The sequence below is a fragment of the Listeria sp. Marseille-Q6474 genome, from assembly GCF_946902005.1.
Taxonomy (GTDB): domain Bacteria; phylum Bacillota; class Bacilli; order Lactobacillales; family Listeriaceae; genus Listeria; species Listeria innocua.
Window position 1 is genome coordinate 1 of sequence record NZ_CAMPPS010000001.1, and the last position, 15,214, is coordinate 15,214.

General features: G+C 40.7%; 10 protein-coding genes, 13 tRNA genes and 1 riboswitch. Of the genes, 22 read left to right on the forward strand and 1 reads right to left on the reverse strand.

Annotated features, from left to right (window positions below):
- Window positions 1–53: 53 nt before the first annotated feature.
- The 18 genes from OC533_RS00005 (at window position 54) to OC533_RS00090 (ending at window position 9,285) form a co-directional block, all read left to right on the forward strand.
- Window positions 54–126: transfer RNA gene (locus OC533_RS00005), tRNA-Ala, on the forward strand.
- Between the two features lie 54 nt (window positions 127–180).
- Window positions 181–254, forward strand: a tRNA-Met gene (locus OC533_RS00010).
- A gap of 11 nt (window positions 255–265) precedes the next feature.
- Window positions 266–339: transfer RNA gene (locus tag OC533_RS00015), tRNA-Ile, on the forward strand.
- Between the two features lie 22 nt (window positions 340–361).
- A tRNA-Ser gene (locus OC533_RS00020) sits at window positions 362–451 on the forward strand.
- 42 nt (window positions 452–493) lie between these two features.
- Window positions 494–567: transfer RNA gene (locus OC533_RS00025), tRNA-Met, on the forward strand.
- 4 nt (window positions 568–571) lie between these two features.
- Window positions 572–647 (forward strand) — tRNA-Asp (locus tag OC533_RS00030).
- A gap of 4 nt (window positions 648–651) precedes the next feature.
- Window positions 652–724, forward strand: a tRNA-Phe gene (locus OC533_RS00035).
- A 26-nt stretch (window positions 725–750) separates the two neighbouring features.
- A tRNA-His gene (locus OC533_RS00040) sits at window positions 751–823 on the forward strand.
- A 22-nt stretch (window positions 824–845) separates the two neighbouring features.
- Window positions 846–916: transfer RNA gene (locus tag OC533_RS00045), tRNA-Gly, on the forward strand.
- 26 nt (window positions 917–942) lie between these two features.
- Window positions 943–1,016: transfer RNA gene (locus tag OC533_RS00050), tRNA-Ile, on the forward strand.
- A 6-nt stretch (window positions 1,017–1,022) separates the two neighbouring features.
- A tRNA-Asn gene (locus OC533_RS00055) sits at window positions 1,023–1,095 on the forward strand.
- Window positions 1,096–1,131: 36 nt separating this feature from the next.
- Window positions 1,132–1,222 (forward strand) — tRNA-Ser (locus tag OC533_RS00060).
- Between the two features lie 5 nt (window positions 1,223–1,227).
- Window positions 1,228–1,299, forward strand: a tRNA-Glu gene (locus OC533_RS00065).
- Window positions 1,300–1,361: 62 nt separating this feature from the next.
- Window positions 1,362–2,519, forward strand: a complete 1,158-nt coding sequence (locus OC533_RS00070; protein WP_160463755.1) for an MFS transporter — start codon at window positions 1,362–1,364, stop codon at window positions 2,517–2,519.
- A 94-nt stretch (window positions 2,520–2,613) separates the two neighbouring features.
- Window positions 2,614–2,720: riboswitch (SAM riboswitch) on the forward strand.
- Between the two features lie 106 nt (window positions 2,721–2,826).
- Window positions 2,827–5,124 (forward strand): 5-methyltetrahydropteroyltriglutamate--homocysteine S-methyltransferase, encoded by a 2,298-nt coding sequence (gene metE / locus OC533_RS00075; protein ID WP_194323535.1) that lies wholly within the window; start codon window positions 2,827–2,829, stop codon window positions 5,122–5,124.
- A 21-nt stretch (window positions 5,125–5,145) separates the two neighbouring features.
- Window positions 5,146–6,270: an aminotransferase class I/II-fold pyridoxal phosphate-dependent enzyme gene (locus OC533_RS00080; RefSeq protein ID WP_033532951.1), complete on the forward strand. Its 1,125-nt coding sequence runs from the start codon at window positions 5,146–5,148 to the stop codon at window positions 6,268–6,270.
- Window positions 6,263–7,435 (forward strand): cystathionine beta-lyase, encoded by a 1,173-nt coding sequence (metC, locus tag OC533_RS00085; RefSeq protein WP_194323534.1) that lies wholly within the window; start codon window positions 6,263–6,265, stop codon window positions 7,433–7,435. The genes OC533_RS00080 and metC overlap by 8 nt, the downstream gene beginning before the upstream one ends.
- On the forward strand, window positions 7,432–9,285 hold the full coding sequence (locus OC533_RS00090) for a bifunctional homocysteine S-methyltransferase/methylenetetrahydrofolate reductase (RefSeq protein WP_045553112.1): 1,854 nt from the start codon (window positions 7,432–7,434) through the stop codon (window positions 9,283–9,285). The genes metC and OC533_RS00090 overlap by 4 nt, the downstream gene beginning before the upstream one ends.
- 32 nt (window positions 9,286–9,317) lie before the next feature.
- On the opposite strand, the gene OC533_RS00095 is transcribed toward OC533_RS00090, so the two are convergent.
- Window positions 9,318–10,256 carry a 1,4-dihydroxy-2-naphthoate polyprenyltransferase gene (locus OC533_RS00095; protein WP_003767239.1) on the reverse strand — a complete coding sequence of 313 codons (939 nt, stop codon included), beginning with the start codon at window positions 10,254–10,256 and terminating at the stop codon, window positions 9,318–9,320.
- 174 nt (window positions 10,257–10,430) lie between these two features.
- Between OC533_RS00095 and OC533_RS00100 the strand changes: the two genes are divergently transcribed.
- The 4 genes from OC533_RS00100 to menB are packed head-to-tail and all read left to right on the forward strand — an operon-like array spanning window position 10,431 to window position 15,202.
- Window positions 10,431–11,819, forward strand: a complete 1,389-nt coding sequence (locus tag OC533_RS00100; protein WP_003772173.1) for an isochorismate synthase MenF — start codon at window positions 10,431–10,433, stop codon at window positions 11,817–11,819.
- A complete protein-coding gene (gene menD / locus OC533_RS00105) occupies window positions 11,816–13,558 on the forward strand; it encodes a 2-succinyl-5-enolpyruvyl-6-hydroxy-3-cyclohexene-1-carboxylic-acid synthase (protein ID WP_003772171.1) in 1,743 nt (580 codons plus the stop codon). The genes OC533_RS00100 and menD overlap by 4 nt, the downstream gene beginning before the upstream one ends.
- A 1-nt stretch (window position 13,559) precedes the next feature.
- A complete protein-coding gene (gene menH / locus OC533_RS00110) occupies window positions 13,560–14,387 on the forward strand; it encodes a 2-succinyl-6-hydroxy-2,4-cyclohexadiene-1-carboxylate synthase (RefSeq protein ID WP_194323533.1) in 828 nt (275 codons plus the stop codon).
- Window positions 14,384–15,202 (forward strand): 1,4-dihydroxy-2-naphthoyl-CoA synthase, encoded by an 819-nt coding sequence (menB, locus tag OC533_RS00115; protein ID WP_003723264.1) that lies wholly within the window; start codon window positions 14,384–14,386, stop codon window positions 15,200–15,202. The genes menH and menB overlap by 4 nt, the downstream gene beginning before the upstream one ends.
- Window positions 15,203–15,214 lie beyond the last annotated feature (12 nt).

Consider the following 15,214-nt stretch of genomic DNA (forward strand, 5'->3'; position numbering starts at 1 on the left):
CAAGGGGTCGCAGGTTCGAATCCTGTCTTCCCGATTGTTTCATCTTTTATAATGGGGCCTTAGCTCAGCTGGGAGAGCGCCTGCTTTGCACGCAGGAGGTCAGCGGTTCGATCCCGCTAGGCTCCACTTACTTCACATTTAATCACATAATTAGAAAGAAAATGGTAGCCTTATTATTATGGCGGCGTAGCTCAGCTGGCTAGAGCGTTCGGTTCATACCCGAGAGGTCGTGGGTTCGATTCCCTCCGCCGCTATTTTCAATCTTGGACCTTTAGCTCAGTTGGTTAGAGCAGACGGCTCATAACCGTCCGGTCGCAGGTTCGAGTCCTGCAAGGTCCACTTGTCACTTTATTATTATCATGGAGGAATACCCAAGTCTGGCTGAAGGGATCGGTCTTGAAAACCGACAGGCGGGTAATACCGCGCGGGGGTTCGAATCCCTCTTCCTCCGTTTTTTCACTTGTGATATGTGGACTAAATTAAATATTATTGTCGCGGGGTGGAGCAGTCTGGTAGCTCGTCGGGCTCATAACCCGAAGGTCGTAGGTTCAAATCCTGCCCCCGCAATAGTGGTTCCGTGGTGTAGGGGTTAACATGCCTGCCTGTCACGCAGGAGATCGCGGGTTCAAATCCCGTCGGGACCGCCATTATGGCTTGGTAGCTCAGTTGGTAGAGCACTTGATTGAAGCTCAAGGTGTCGGCAGTTCGATTCTGTCCCAAGCCATTCTTTTTAAACATTTTTGCCTTATGGCGGATATGGCGAAGTGGTTAACGCACCTGATTGTGGTTCAGGCATTCGTGGGTTCGATTCCCATTATCCGCCCTTTGTTTTTAAATTTTATTATGCGGGTGTAGTTTAGTGGTAAAACTACAGCCTTCCAAGCTGTTGTCGTGGGTTCGATTCCCATCACCCGCTTTTTACCATGAAATTAGATTTACTAGGGGCCTATAGCTCAGCTGGTTAGAGCGCACGCCTGATAAGCGTGAGGTCGATGGTTCGAGTCCATTTAGGCCCATTTTATTCCACAGTAGCTCAGTTGGTAGAGCAATCGGCTGTTAACCGATCGGTCGCAGGTTCGAGTCCTGCCTGTGGAGTTATTCTTTCAAAAAGAGAATAGATTTTTTATATCTGGGGAAGTACTCAAGTGGCTGAAGAGGCGCCCCTGCTAAGGGTGTAGGTCGCTCGCGCGGCGCGAGGGTTCAAATCCCTCCTTCTCCGCCAGATATGGCCCGTTGGTCAAGCGGTTAAGACACCGCCCTTTCACGGCGGTAACACGGGTTCGATTCCCGTACGGGTCATCTAAAAAAACAATGTCGAACATCGACATTGTTTTTTTTTAGTAAGTTTTCGGAGGTGTGTTATGGGGGCAAAAGGGAAGTTTTGGATTTTAACGATGGTTGTAGCTATATCTGGATTATCTCAGGGTGTTTTACTGCCACTTATTGCGATAATTTTAGAAGAAAAAGGGGTAAGTGCTGGAATAAATGGGTTTCATGCAACAGGAATTTACTTAGGTGTTCTACTGATTTCTCCATTTATTGAGGCACCTTTACATAAATATGGTTACAAGCCTATAATATTAGTTGGCGGAGGGCTTGTTGCGATTGCAATATTTGCTTTTCCTATTTGGTTTAATTTATATTTTTGGTTTATATTGCGATTGCTTATTGGTATTGGGGATCATATGTTGCATTTTTCATCGCAGACATGGATTGGAGCAATGAGTGATCCTAGTAAGCGTGGTCGGAATATGGCTATTTATGGTTTGTTTTTCTCTGTAGGATTTGCGATTGGGCCACAGTTGGTGAATTTGGCAAAAGTAAATGCAAACTTGCCTTTCTTTTTGTCAGGTATTTTAGTATTGATTGCTTGGAGCCTTGTTTGGTTTATTCGAAATGATTTCGTGGGAGAAAAGGCTGTTATTCGGAAAATTTCTTTTTGGGGAAGTATAAAACGCTTTTCGGGCGTATTTAAGATGGCTTGGGTTGCGATGATTCCACCGTTTTTGTATGGGATTCTTGAAACCGGACTTAATGCGACATTTCCAGTTGTAGGGTTGCGAGATGGCCTTGATACAATGATGATTGCGATGATTATTTCTTCTTTTTCAGTTGGGACGATTATTTTTCAAGTGCCGATTGGGATTATTAGTGATAAATTTGGTCGTGGTAAAATGTTACCGCTTTTGACTGGAGCAGGGGCTGTGGTTTTTGTATTAACAGCGTTTGTTAAGATACCTATTTTCTTTGTGATATTTTTCTTTATTTTGGGGATATTGCTAGGCTCCCTTTATTCACTAGGGTTATCTTATATGACTGATTTGACGCCGCTTGAACTACTTCCGGCTGGAAATATTTTGGTAGGAATGTTCTTTAGTTTAGGGAGTATTATTGGTCCGAGTGCAACGGGGATGATGATAGGGATTTTTGGAAATCAAATATTTTATTTTGTGGTCGCTGGAATCCTTTTGCTAGGCTGTTTATTATTAGCTTTGGGAGGACGGAAGGAAGCACATTGAAAGAAAATAAAAATTTAATGATTGACAGTTTTTAGTTGCAAGTGGTATGATGATTTCAATCCAATTTAAGTGATTAAAAAAACTAAATAAATTACTCTTATTATGAGTGGTAGAGGGACTGGCCCGTTGAAACCCAGCAACCTTTCAATTCGTTGAAAAGGTGCTAAATCCTGCGAAGTGTGATGCTTCGAGAGATAAGAGAGACTTAAAAAGTTTCACTGTATTTGTGTATCGAAACTTCCAAACCTCTCTAGTTCTCTAGGGAGGTTTTTTATTGGCAAAAAATTGAGAGGATAAGGTGATAGGTATGGTAAAGGCGATTAGTTCAAACTTGGGGTATCCGAGACTTGGGGAGAAACGTGAATGGAAACGTGCGCTAGAAAAGTTTTGGAATGGTGCGATTTCAGAAAAGGAATTATTGGCGGAAACGAAAGCTCTAAGATTACATGCGCTAAAAAAACAACAAGATAAAGGAATTGATTTGATTCCAGTTGGTGACTTTAGTTTTTATGATCAAGTGCTTGATACGAGCGTTACATTTGGGATTATTCCAAAACGTTTTCAACATGATGGTGGGAAAGTTTCGCTAAATACATATTTTGATATTGCGCGTGGTAAGAGTGACGCGGTTGCTTCTGAAATGACTAAATGGTTCAATACTAACTATCATTACATCGTGCCAGAACTTGCTGAAGCTGATCCTAAAGTATTAGATAACCGGGCGCTTTACTACTACGAGGAAGCGAAAATCGAGCTTGGGATTGAAGGGAAGCCAGTACTAGTTGGTCCAGTTACTTATTTAAAACTTGGAAAAGGTAGCGATGCAGAAAGCTTTGAAATATTATTAGATAAATTTATTCCAGCGTATATTGAAATTTTGAAAGAGCTTGAAACTGCTGGTGCTACGTGGGTTCAAATTGACGAACCTTATCTTGCAACTAGTTTTGATAAAAAAGAAATTGCTTTATTTGAAAAAGTATACAAAGCGTTTCATGATGCTGTACCAAACTTGAAAATAGAATTACAAACTTATTTTGAAAGTTTGGATTATTATGAAGAGGTTGTTAATTTGCCAGTTGCGGCGGTTGGAATTGATTTTGTTCATGATCACGGCGATTCGATTAAAGCGTTGAAAGCTCACGGATTTCCGCAAGATAAATATTTAGCGGCTGGGGTGATTGATGGTCGAAATGTTTGGCGCAGTGATTTGGATGCGAAATTGGCACTCCTTACTGACATCGCTCATTATGTGGCGGAGGATAAATTGATTGTCCAACCATCCAATTCATTATTACATGTACCAGTAACCAAACTAAGCGAACCTGATTTAGATGAAGTGATTCTAGGTGGTTTATCATTTGCTGATCAAAAATTAGATGAAATTGCTATTTTAACGAAAGCTTTAACAGAAGGTGAGGAAAGTGTGGCTGCTGAGCTAAATGAAGCTCGTGAGGCTGTAAAAGCACTTAATGAATCAAGCCATCGAAATAATTTAGAAGTTCAAGCGGCGATTGCTAATTTAGAAAATGTTCGGGTTGACCGAGAATTACCATTTGCAGAACGAATCAAATTACAACATGAATGGCTCAAATTACCACTGTTTCCAACAACGACTATCGGAAGTTTTCCACAGTCACCAGAAGTTCGGAAAACACGTGCAGATTGGTTAAAAGGAAATATCACCGATGCAGAATATAATGCATTTATTGAAAAAGAAACTGCTCGCTGGATTAAAATTCAAGAGGATTTAGATATCGATGTGTTAGTTCACGGTGAATTTGAACGTACTGACATGGTAGAATATTTTGGACAAAAATTAGCAGGCTTCCAGGCAACTAAATTTGGGTGGGTACAATCTTATGGTTCGAGAGCGGTTCGTCCACCACTTATCTACGGGGATGTTGCTTTTACAGAGGAAATTACAGTGAAAGAAAGCGTCTATGCCCAGTCGTTAACGAAGCGCCCAGTGAAGGGGATGCTAACGGCGCCAGTAACAATCATCAATTGGAGTTTTGTCCGTGATGATGTGCCGGAAAGTGTTGTTGCGAATCAAGTTGGCCTCGCGCTTCGTAAAGAAGTAGAAGCATTAGAACGTAATGGCATTAAGGTTATCCAAGTGGACGAGCCAGCCTTACGTGAAGGTTTACCATTGAAACAAGCGAGATGGCAAAAATATTTAGATGATGCGGTATATTCATTTAAATTAACAACTGCTTCGGTTCAAAATGATACGCAAATTCATACGCATATGTGCTATTCGGATTTTGATGACATTATTGATACAATCAGCGCTTTGGATGCCGATGTTATTTCGATTGAAACGTCAAGAAGTCATGGGGAGATTATTTCGACATTTGAAGAAGTGACTTATGATAAAGAAATTGGACTGGGTGTTTATGATATTCATAGCCCGCGAGTTCCAACTGTTTCAGAAATTCAAGATAATATCCGTCGTGCGTTACGTGCAATTGATGCAAAACAATTTTGGATTAACCCGGATTGTGGGTTGAAAACGCGTAAAGAGCCTGAAACAATTGCCGCACTTCAAGATATGATTAAAGCTACTAAAGAAGTTCGTGCAGAATATCAAGTATTAGAGAAATAAAGGAATGGAGGAGAGGTAATTATGGCAAAGCTGAAACAAGAGACGATAGCAGCGCAAATTGGAAATAGAAAGTGTGAAAGAACGGGTGCTGTCAATATGCCAGTCTACTTCTCTACAGCTTACCAGCATGCCGATCTTGGGGTATCAACGGGATATGATTATACTAGAACGGGAAATCCAACGCGAGATGCTTTACAAGAAGCACTTGCGGAACTAGAGAATGGAACGCATGCATTTGCGACGAGTTCTGGGATGAGTGCAATTCAATTAGTCTTTCAGCTTTTTAAAACGGGTGAACATATCATAAGCTCGCAGGATTTGTACGGTGGGACTTTTAGATATTTTGAACAGTTTGGAGCGCAATATCAGATTGGTTTTTCTTATTGGGACGGGGCGAACGTGAATGATTTGGAAAAATTGGTTCGCCCGGAAACAAAAGCGATTTTCATCGAAACGCCGACTAATCCATTGATGCAAGAAACAGACATTGCTAGTGTGTCTCGGTGGGCACATGCGAATGATTTACTTGTTATTGTAGATAACACTTTTTATACACCTGTTTTGCAGCAACCATTAACTTTAGGCGCAGATATTGTTATTCATAGTGCGACGAAGTATCTTGGTGGACATAACGATGTGCTGGCAGGCGCGGTTATTGTTAAAGAGGAATGGCTTGGAAAATTCTTTTTTGATCAGCTAAATGCAACGGGTACTGTGTTATCGCCATTTGATAGTTGGCTTTTGATTCGTGGTCTGAAGACGCTTGTTTTACGAGTGAGACAGCATCAAGCAAATGCGGAGAAAATCGCTGCGTTTTTGGAGGAGCATGAGTTAGTGGAGGAAGTGCGTTATCCGGGCCGCGGGGGAATGATTAGTTTCTTTATTAAGGATGCAGCGCTCGTATCGCCACTTTTAAAAGAGCTTGAGTTGTTTACTTTTGCGGAAAGTTTAGGTGGGGTAGAGAGTTTGATTACTTATCCAACAACGCAAACTCATGCCGATATTCCAGTGGAACTTAGAAATTCTTATGGGCTCACAGATAAATTATTACGAATTTCGGTTGGAATTGAAGCTAGTGAAGATTTAATTGCTGATTTATCTAAAGCGCTTGATGCGGTTTTGAAAGGGGTGACCGCTCGTGGCTAAGGATTATGGGCAAGATACAGCTGTAATTAAAGCTAGTTTAGGAATCGATAAAGAAACAGGTGCACTTAATACGCCCATTCATTTATCGTCTACATTTCATCAACATGATTTTGATAATTACCATACTTATGATTATGCAAGAAGTGGCAATCCAACGCGGGAAAAAGTGGAGCAAGCGATTGCGGAATTAGAAGGTGGCACGAACGGTTTTGCTTTTGCAAGTGGTATGGCTGCTGTTTCTGCGGCACTTTTCACACTATCTAAAGGGGATCATTTTATTATTTCAAAAGATGTGTATGGTGGAACTTTTCGTTTGGTTGAGCAAGTGTTGCCGAGGTTTGGGATTACGCATACTTTTGTTGATACGACAAACATTGATGAAGTTGCGAAGGCGTTTCAAGCGAATACTAAGTTGGTTTACTTGGAAACACCATCCAATCCGCTATTACATGTGACGGACATTCGGACTGTTTCTAAACTTGCGAGAGCGAATGGCTGCCATACGTTTGTTGACAATACATTTTTAACACCGCTTATTCAAAAACCGTTAGAGCTTGGGGCAGATTTGGTTATCCACAGTGCGACGAAATTTCTTGGCGGTCATAGTGATATTTTGGCGGGGCTTATTGTTACTAATAACCCGGATTTGGCTGAAGCTATTTACTTTTTGCAAAATTCAACTGGTGGGGTTCTTGGGGTGCAAGATTCTTGGCTGCTGCTTCGTGGACTTAAAACGCTATCTGTTCGGATGAAAGCTGGGACGGAAACTGCGGAAAAAATTGCTTTGTTTTTAAATGCGGAACCAGATGTAGTTGCGGTGCATTATCCTGGGTTACCATCCCATGCAGGCTATGAAATTCAAGTAGAACAAGCCACGAGTGGTGGAGCTGTTTTGTCTTTTGATCTTGGTAGCGAAGAAGCTGTGCGCGAGCTCGTAAATCATTTGGAGTTACCGGTATTTTCCGTGAGTTTAGGTGCGGTTGAGAGTATTTTATCTTACCCTGCTAAAATGTCTCATGCTGCTGTTCCGGAAGAGGAGCGTTTGGCGCAAGGAATTACACCAGGATTATTACGTTTTTCAGCGGGACTAGAGGATGCCGATGATTTGATTGCTGATTTAAAACAAGCACTTTCGTTCGTTAAGAAAGGAAGTGTCGCGAAATGAATTTAAGAAAAGATTTAAGCGAAAAAGTATTAATTGCAGATGGTGCGATGGGCACTTTGCTTTATTCCTACGGGGTGGACCGTTCGTTTGAAGAACTGAATTTATCTCATCCGGAAGATATTGTAGCGATTCATAAGGCTTATATTGGTGCTGGTGCGGATATTATTCAAACTAATACTTACGGAGCCAATTATATTAAACTCGCTCGATATGGTCTTGAGGATGAAGTGAAGCGAATTAACCAAGCCGCCATTCGGTTAGCAAAGGAAGCGGCGAGAGGGACTGGGACGTATATCTTTGGCACGATTGGCGGGATAAATGGTGCTGTGGATGCAAGACTTCCGGCGGCTCCTCTGGAAGAAATTAAGCGTAGTTTTCGGGAGCAGCTATACTGTTTTTTGTTAGATGGTGTGGATGCAATTTTGCTCGAGACGTATTATGATTTAGATGAACTTAAAACGGTGTTGAAAATTCTCCGTGAGACGACTGATTTACCTGTCGTGGCAAATGTATCGATGCATGAACCAGGTATCCTTCAAAACGGGAAAAAATTACCAGATGCGCTGGAAGAACTTATTGCGCTCGGTGCAGATGTAGTTGGTATCAATTGCCGACTTGGACCATATCATATGGCGCGTGCTCTTGAAACAGTACCACTTTATGATAAGGCATACTTAGCTGTTTATCCCAATGCGAGCCTGCCAGAAGTGCAAGAAGGGAAAGTCATTTATCAGTCAGATACAGATTATTTTGAGCATTACGGGGAAGTTTTTCGACAAGAAGGTGCACGAATTATTGGTGGCTGTTGCGGAACGACTCCAGATCATATTCGTGCTTTGCGTAAAGGATTAGAAAGTACTAAGCCCGTTTTGGAAAAAGAAGTTCGACCGATTTTGGAGCTTGTTCCTGAAGAAGTGGAGGACGAGGAGTCTGGTGAGCGTTTACTTGATAAGGTGAAGGAACGGTTGACGATTTTAGTAGAACTTGATCCACCTCGGACTTTTGATACATCGAAATTTTTTGAAGGAGCTAAGGCGCTGGATGAGGCTGGAGTTGACGCGATTACGATTTCGGATAATTCGCTAGCGACTCCGAGAATTAGTAATATGGCGCTGGCTTCCATTTTGAAACATGAGTATGGCATTAAACCGCTGATTCATTTGACGACGCGGGACCATAATTTAGTTGGGATGCATTCACATGTGATGGGATTTCATAAGCTCGGTCTCCATGATGTGCTTGCGATTACGGGCGATCCGACTAAAGTAGGTGATTTCCCAGGAGCATCCTCGGTGTTTGATTTAAGATCGGTGGAGCTCGTTCAGCTGATTAAAAAGTTCAATGACGGTATTTCATATACGGGAAAATCGTTGAAGGAAAAAGCGCGGTTTCATGTTGGCGCAGCGTTTAACCCCAATGTGCTTAACTTAGAAAAGGCGGTTCGATTAATTGAACGAAAAGTAGAATACGGCGCGGATTATATTATTACGCAGCCCATTTATGATGTAAATAAAGCTGTTTTGCTTAAAGAAGCTTTGCAAAAGGCAAATATTGATGTGCCGCTTTTTATCGGGGTTATGCCATTACTTTCAAGTCGAAATGCAGAATTTCTTCATAATGAAGTTCCGGGCATTCGCTTGACTGATGAGGTTCGGGAACGGATGAGAGAAGCGGAAGAACACGGTCACGCAAATGAAGAAGGCATGGCGATTGCGCGTGAATTAGTTGATGCTATTTGTGAGCATTTTCAGGGGATTTATATTATTACGCCATTTTTACGATATGATTTGTCGATTGAACTTGCGAAATATGTTCAAAATAAACAACAATTACAAATTGCTTCCAAATAAAAAAACTGGTTGTCATTAGGACAACCAGTTTTTTACATGAATAAGTTTCTAGATAATAGGCTTAAAAGATAAGCGAATGCTAGTGTAATTCCAAAAATAGTTAAAGCCTTGGAAGTAGATTTCATTGCTGGAACCATTGTGATAGGTGAAGTTTTTCCAATGAAACGACGAACAGCACGAATGGCTTCTGGCAAACTAAGTAGAATTAATAGTGTCCACCACGGAGCATCTTGGGTAAAGATAAGGGCGATTTCAAATACATAACTGAAAAGAAAAGCAGCTGCGAAAAGAACGGTTGCCCATTTACGACCAAGTAAAATAGCTAAAGTTAAACGGCCATTTTTCTTATCAGGAACTAAATCACGAATACTATTGGCTAGTAACAAGTTTCCAACAAGTACCATTATTGGAATGGAAACGTAGACGATAAACGAACTAATAAATTCCGCTTGGATGTAGAAAGAAATAAAAGTAATAATTCCTCCCATAAAGAACCCTGCCATAATTTCACCAAACGGCGTATAAGCGATTGGATAAGGTCCGCCTGTATAAAGAAAGCCAACAAGCATACAAATTGCGCCAAGTAAGCCAACGTACCAATTTAATTCAATGGATAGATAAACGCCACCGAGAATCGATAAAATGTATAAAAAGATTGCTAGGAACAATATAAAACCTGGGCGCATACCATTACGAACGATAGCACCACCATTTCCAACCGAATGTTCATCGTCTTGTCCTTTTTTATAATCAAAATATTCATTGAATAGATTGGCTGATGTTTGAATGAAGAAACAAGCAATTAGCATGACGATAAAACGTGTAAAATGAAAACTGGTATAGCTCATTGCGACGGAGGTTCCTAAAAATACCGGAACAAAAGAAGCTACAAGCGTATGAGGGCGAAGTAACGACCACCATTTTTGAAATCCAGTTTGTTTCGTAAGTGCAGATTTTGAGGCATTAGCCATGTTTTTCTCTCCTTTTTCACTTCCATATGTTTCAGATGTCTACCCTTCATTTTAGGGAATTAATTGAACGACGTCAATAATTAATAACGAAATGAAAGAAAAAACGCAAACCAAGCAGTTTAGCTCTATTTTTGGTATAATAGAAGATGTGAATGTAAAAGGAGAGATAAGCATATGAATACTAAATTGCCTCTTGATTTATTTAATCAAGCGAAACGTAGCGCAAGCCAAGATCAACCGGCTCTATTTAGCTGGGTAACTGAGTTAGATGAATTAGTGTCTCCAGTCAAATTGTTTAAAAAAGCTGGTACGGCTTTTAAAGGTGAACGTTTTTTCTGGCAAAATCCAGAAATGACACTGACGATGACCGGTTTTGGTGTAACGAAACAATTTTTGGCGGAGAAGAAAAAAGATGCTTTTCTTGGACTGCAAGAGAAAATTGAAAAAAGACTGCGCACTTGTGTAACAAATGCAACAGTAGATGCAACTGGGCCAATTTACTTTGGCGGTTTTGCTTTTGATCCTGAGCGGGATACAGAGAAAGAATGGCAAAGTTTTAAAGATGGTTTGTTCTACTTACCGCTATTTATGTTGACTAATAAGGATGGGAAAAGCTACTTAACGGTCAATTTGTCCATCTACTCAGATGATACGGAGAGCAAATTAGAAGCTGTTTTTAATCAGTGGCAAAAAATCATTCATCAAGAGGTTAATGAAGCTGAAATGGCATTGCTAACAGATTTTAAGGAAATTGGTAAAGAGCATTTCCTAGAGACTGCAAGTGAAATTATCGATATGATTAATCATTCAGAAGACGTGAAAAAAGTAGTTTTAGCTAGACGGATGGGGTTACGTTTCCAGCGACAAGTAGATAGCGCAATTATTTTGGAAAATATGCTAGCAACACAAGAAAATAGTTATTTCTTTCTTATAGAAAAGGGAACGGGAGTCTTTTTTGGCGCAACTCCAGAAAGATTGCTTGCTGTAAATGGGGATACAATCCAGTCCTCTTGTGTAGCAGGTTCAACCGAACGTGGTGCTACGGATGATGCAGATGAAGCCCTAGGAAATGCTTTACTGCAAGACGCAAAAAATTTACGAGAGCATTCCTATGTTGTACAAATGATGGAAGAAACGTTAAAACCATTTACGACAGGTCTTTCGTTATCTAGCCAACCCGTTCTACTAAAAAATCGCGATATTCAACATTTATATATGAATATTACAGCGAAGAAAAAGCCTGATGTGACAATGCTTGAAATGGTGAAAGCTCTTCATCCGACACCGGCACTTGGCGGATTACCGCAAAAAATGGGGCTGGCGATTATTCGAATGAAGGAAGAAATGGACCGCGGATTTTACGGCGCACCAATTGGCTGGGTTGATTTAAAAGGCTCTGGTGAGTTTGCTGTTGCGATTCGTTCTGGTTTAATTGTTGATTCGCAAGGTTTGATCTATGCTGGTTGCGGGATTGTTGGTGATTCTGTTCCAAAAGAAGAATTAAAAGAAACTGAGGTTAAATTCCAACCGATGTTACGCGTATTAGGAGGCATAAAGAAATGACAAACCACGAACAAGTGCTGACAGATTATTTAGCTGCATTTATTGAGGAGCTTGTGCAAGCCGGTGTAAAAGAAGCAATTATTAGCCCGGGTTCTCGTTCAACTCCGCTGGCACTGATGATGGCAGAACATCCAACATTGAAGATTTATGTAGATGTTGATGAACGATCGGCTGGTTTTTTTGCGCTTGGGCTAGCGAAAGCATCCAAACGTCCAGTTGTTCTGCTCTGTACTTCCGGAACTGCAGCGGCAAACTATTTTCCTGCTGTGGTGGAAGCAAATTTATCACAAATTCCATTAATTGTCCTAACTGCTGACCGTCCGCATGAACTTAGAAATGTTGGAGCACCACAAGCAATGGATCAACTGCATTTATACGGTTCGCACGTAAAAGATTTCACTGATATGGCGCTTCCTGAAAACAGTGATGAAATGCTTCGTTATGCTAAATGGCATAGTAGTCGCGCGGTGGATATTGCTATGAAAACACCTAGGGGACCAGTGCATCTTAATTTTCCGCTTCGTGAACCACTTGTACCTATTTTAGAACCTTCTCCATTTACTGCTACTGGGAAAAAACATCATCATGTACATATTTACTATACGCATGAAGTTTTAGACGATAGTTCCATTCAAAAAATGGTCACCGAATGCACGGGCAAAAAAGGCGTATTCGTTGTTGGACCGATTGATAAAAAAGAATTGGAACAGCCCATGGTAGATTTGGCGAAAAAACTAGGGTGGCCAATTTTAGCGGATCCTCTTTCTGGCTTACGTTCTTACGGGGCAATGGATGAAGTGGTAATTGACCAATATGATGCATTTTTAAAAGAAGCGGATATTTTGGATAAATTAACACCAGAAGTAGTGATTCGCTTTGGAAGTATGCCAGTTTCTAAACCACTAAAAAACTGGTTGGAACATCTTTTTGGTATCAGATTTTACGTAGTAGATCCTGGTGCTGCTTGGAAGGATCCAATTAAAGCTGTAACTGATATGATTCACTGCGACGAGCGATTTTTACTTGATATTATGCAACAAAATATGCCGGACGATACGAAAGACGCTTCATGGTTAAATAGATGGACTTCTTACAATCAAAAAGCGCGCGAAATCGTTCTGGAAGAAATGGCGAATACAACTACTTTAGAAGAGGGCAAAATTGTTTCGGAATTGCGCCGTTTGTTACCAGATAAAGCTGGTTTATTTATTGGTAATAGTATGCCAATTCGCGATGTAGATACCTATTTTTCGCAAATTGATAAGAAAATAAAAATGCTCGCAAACCGTGGCGCTAATGGTATTGATGGGGTTGTTTCCTCGGCGCTAGGTGCTAGTGTTGTATTCCAACCAATGTTTTTACTGATTGGTGATTTATCGTTTTATCATGATATGAATGGCTTGCTTATGGCGAAAAAATATAAGATGAACCTTACTATTATTATCGTCAACAATGACGGCGGTGGGATCTTCTCATTTTTACCTCAAGCAAACGAACCGAAGTATTTTGAGTCACTGTTTGGTACTTCAACTGAACTTGATTTCCGCTTTGCTGCGGCATTTTATGATGCTGATTATCATGAAGCAAAATCTGTGGACTCACTTGAAGAAGCTATTGATAAAGCAAGCTACCATAAAGGTTTAGATATTATTGAAGTAAAAACCAATCGTCATGAAAATAAAGCAAACCACCAAGCGCTTTGGGAAAAAATTGCGACTGCTTTAAAGGCGTTAGATTAATATGCTAGTAAACGGTCAACATTATCATTTAATAAATGATATAAGCGGGGAAAAACCAGTTTTATTAATGTTACATGGTTTTACTGGTTCCAGCGAGACTTTTCAAGATAGCATATCGCTTTTAAAAGAGCATTTTAGTATCATCGCGCCTGATTTACTTGGGCATGGAAAAACTTCTTGTCCCAAGGAAGTTGCGCGTTATTCGATTGAAAATATTTGCGATGATTTGGCCAGTATTTTACATCAATTAAAAATCGATAGCTGTTTTGTTTTAGGGTACTCAATGGGCGGGCGAGTAGCGACTGCTTTTGCTGCAAAATATAAGGAGCTTGTGCGCGGGCTTATTCTAGTTAGTAGTTCACCAGGACTGCGAGACGAAAAAGAACGCGCAAGTCGAATTAGTGCAGATAATCGTTTAGCTGACACGCTTGATGCAGATGGTATTGAACCTTTTGTAGCTTACTGGGAAAATTTAGCCCTTTTTGCATCACAGAAGAATTTACCGTTTGCGTTAAAAAAGCGAATAAGATTAGAGCGATTAGCTCAAAATCCACATGGTTTAGCAATGAGTTTACGCGGAATGGGCACCGGGAAGCAACCTTCTTATTGGGAAAATTTAGCGGGCTTTACGTTTCCTGTGCTACTGATTACGGGCAATTTAGATGAGAAATTCGAAAAAATCGCCCGAGAAATGAAGCAACTTTTACCAAATAGCACACATGTCACGGTACAAGAAGCGGGGCATGCTGTTTATTTAGAACAACCAAACATTTTTTCAAGTCAGCTCATATACTGGCTGGAAGGTATTTTAAAGGAGGAAGAAAAATGAGTTTTAATTGGCAAACAGAAAAAGTATACGAGGAAATCAAATATGAAAGTTATGAAGGAATCGCAAAAATTACGATTAATCGTCCAGAAGTACATAATGCATTTACACCAAAAACAGTAACAGAAATGATTGATGCATTTAACTTAGCACGCGATAATTCGGATCTTGGCGTTATTATTTTAACAGGGGAAGGCGAAAAAGCATTCTGTTCTGGCGGAGACCAAAAAGTGCGCGGTCACGGCGGTTACGTTGGCGATGACCAAATTCCACGCTTAAACGTACTTGATTTACAACGTTTAATTCGTGTTATTCCAAAACCAGTTATCGCGATGGTTGCAGGCTGGTCCATTGGTGGGGGAAATGTTCTTCAATTAGTATGTGACTTAACAATTGCAGCAGATAATGCGAAATTTGGACAAACTGGGCCGAATGTTGGTAGTTTTGATGCTGGCTACGGTTCTGGCTATTTAGCACGTGTTATCGGACATAAGAAAGCGAAAGAAGTTTGGTTCATGTGCCGTCAATATACAGCGGACGAAGCACTTGAAATGGGCTGGATTAACACAGTTGTTCCAGTAGCAGATTTAGAAAAAGAAACAGTAGCTTGGGCGAAAGAAATGCTACAAAAAAGTCCAACTGCCTTGCGTTTCATCAAAGCAGCTTTCAATGCAGATACTGACGGTTTAGCAGGTATTCAGCAATTAGCTGGTGACGCAACACTTCTATACTATACAACAGATGAAGCCAAAGAAGGTCGCGATGCCTTTAAAGAAAAACGTGATCCAGACTTTGACCAATTTCCAAAATTCCCTTGATTTGAAGGTGTA

Excerpts from the sequence above, each read along its gene's own strand:
- OC533_RS00070 (WP_160463755.1), top strand. The coding sequence starts at position 1,362 with ATGGGGGCAAAAGGGAAGTTTTGGATTTTAACGATGGTTGTAGCTATA.
- metE (WP_194323535.1), top strand. The coding sequence starts at position 2,827 with ATGGTAAAGGCGATTAGTTCAAACTTGGGGTATCCGAGACTTGGGGAG.
- OC533_RS00080 (WP_033532951.1), top strand. The coding sequence starts at position 5,146 with ATGGCAAAGCTGAAACAAGAGACGATAGCAGCGCAAATTGGAAATAGA.
- OC533_RS00090 (WP_045553112.1), top strand. The coding sequence starts at position 7,432 with ATGAATTTAAGAAAAGATTTAAGCGAAAAAGTATTAATTGCAGATGGT.
- OC533_RS00095 (WP_003767239.1), bottom strand. The coding sequence starts at position 10,256 with ATGGCTAATGCCTCAAAATCTGCACTTACGAAACAAACTGGATTTCAA.
- OC533_RS00100 (WP_003772173.1), top strand. The coding sequence starts at position 10,431 with ATGAATACTAAATTGCCTCTTGATTTATTTAATCAAGCGAAACGTAGC.
- menD (WP_003772171.1), top strand. The coding sequence starts at position 11,816 with ATGACAAACCACGAACAAGTGCTGACAGATTATTTAGCTGCATTTATT.
- menH (WP_194323533.1), top strand. The coding sequence starts at position 13,560 with ATGCTAGTAAACGGTCAACATTATCATTTAATAAATGATATAAGCGGG.
- menB (WP_003723264.1), top strand. The coding sequence starts at position 14,384 with ATGAGTTTTAATTGGCAAACAGAAAAAGTATACGAGGAAATCAAATAT.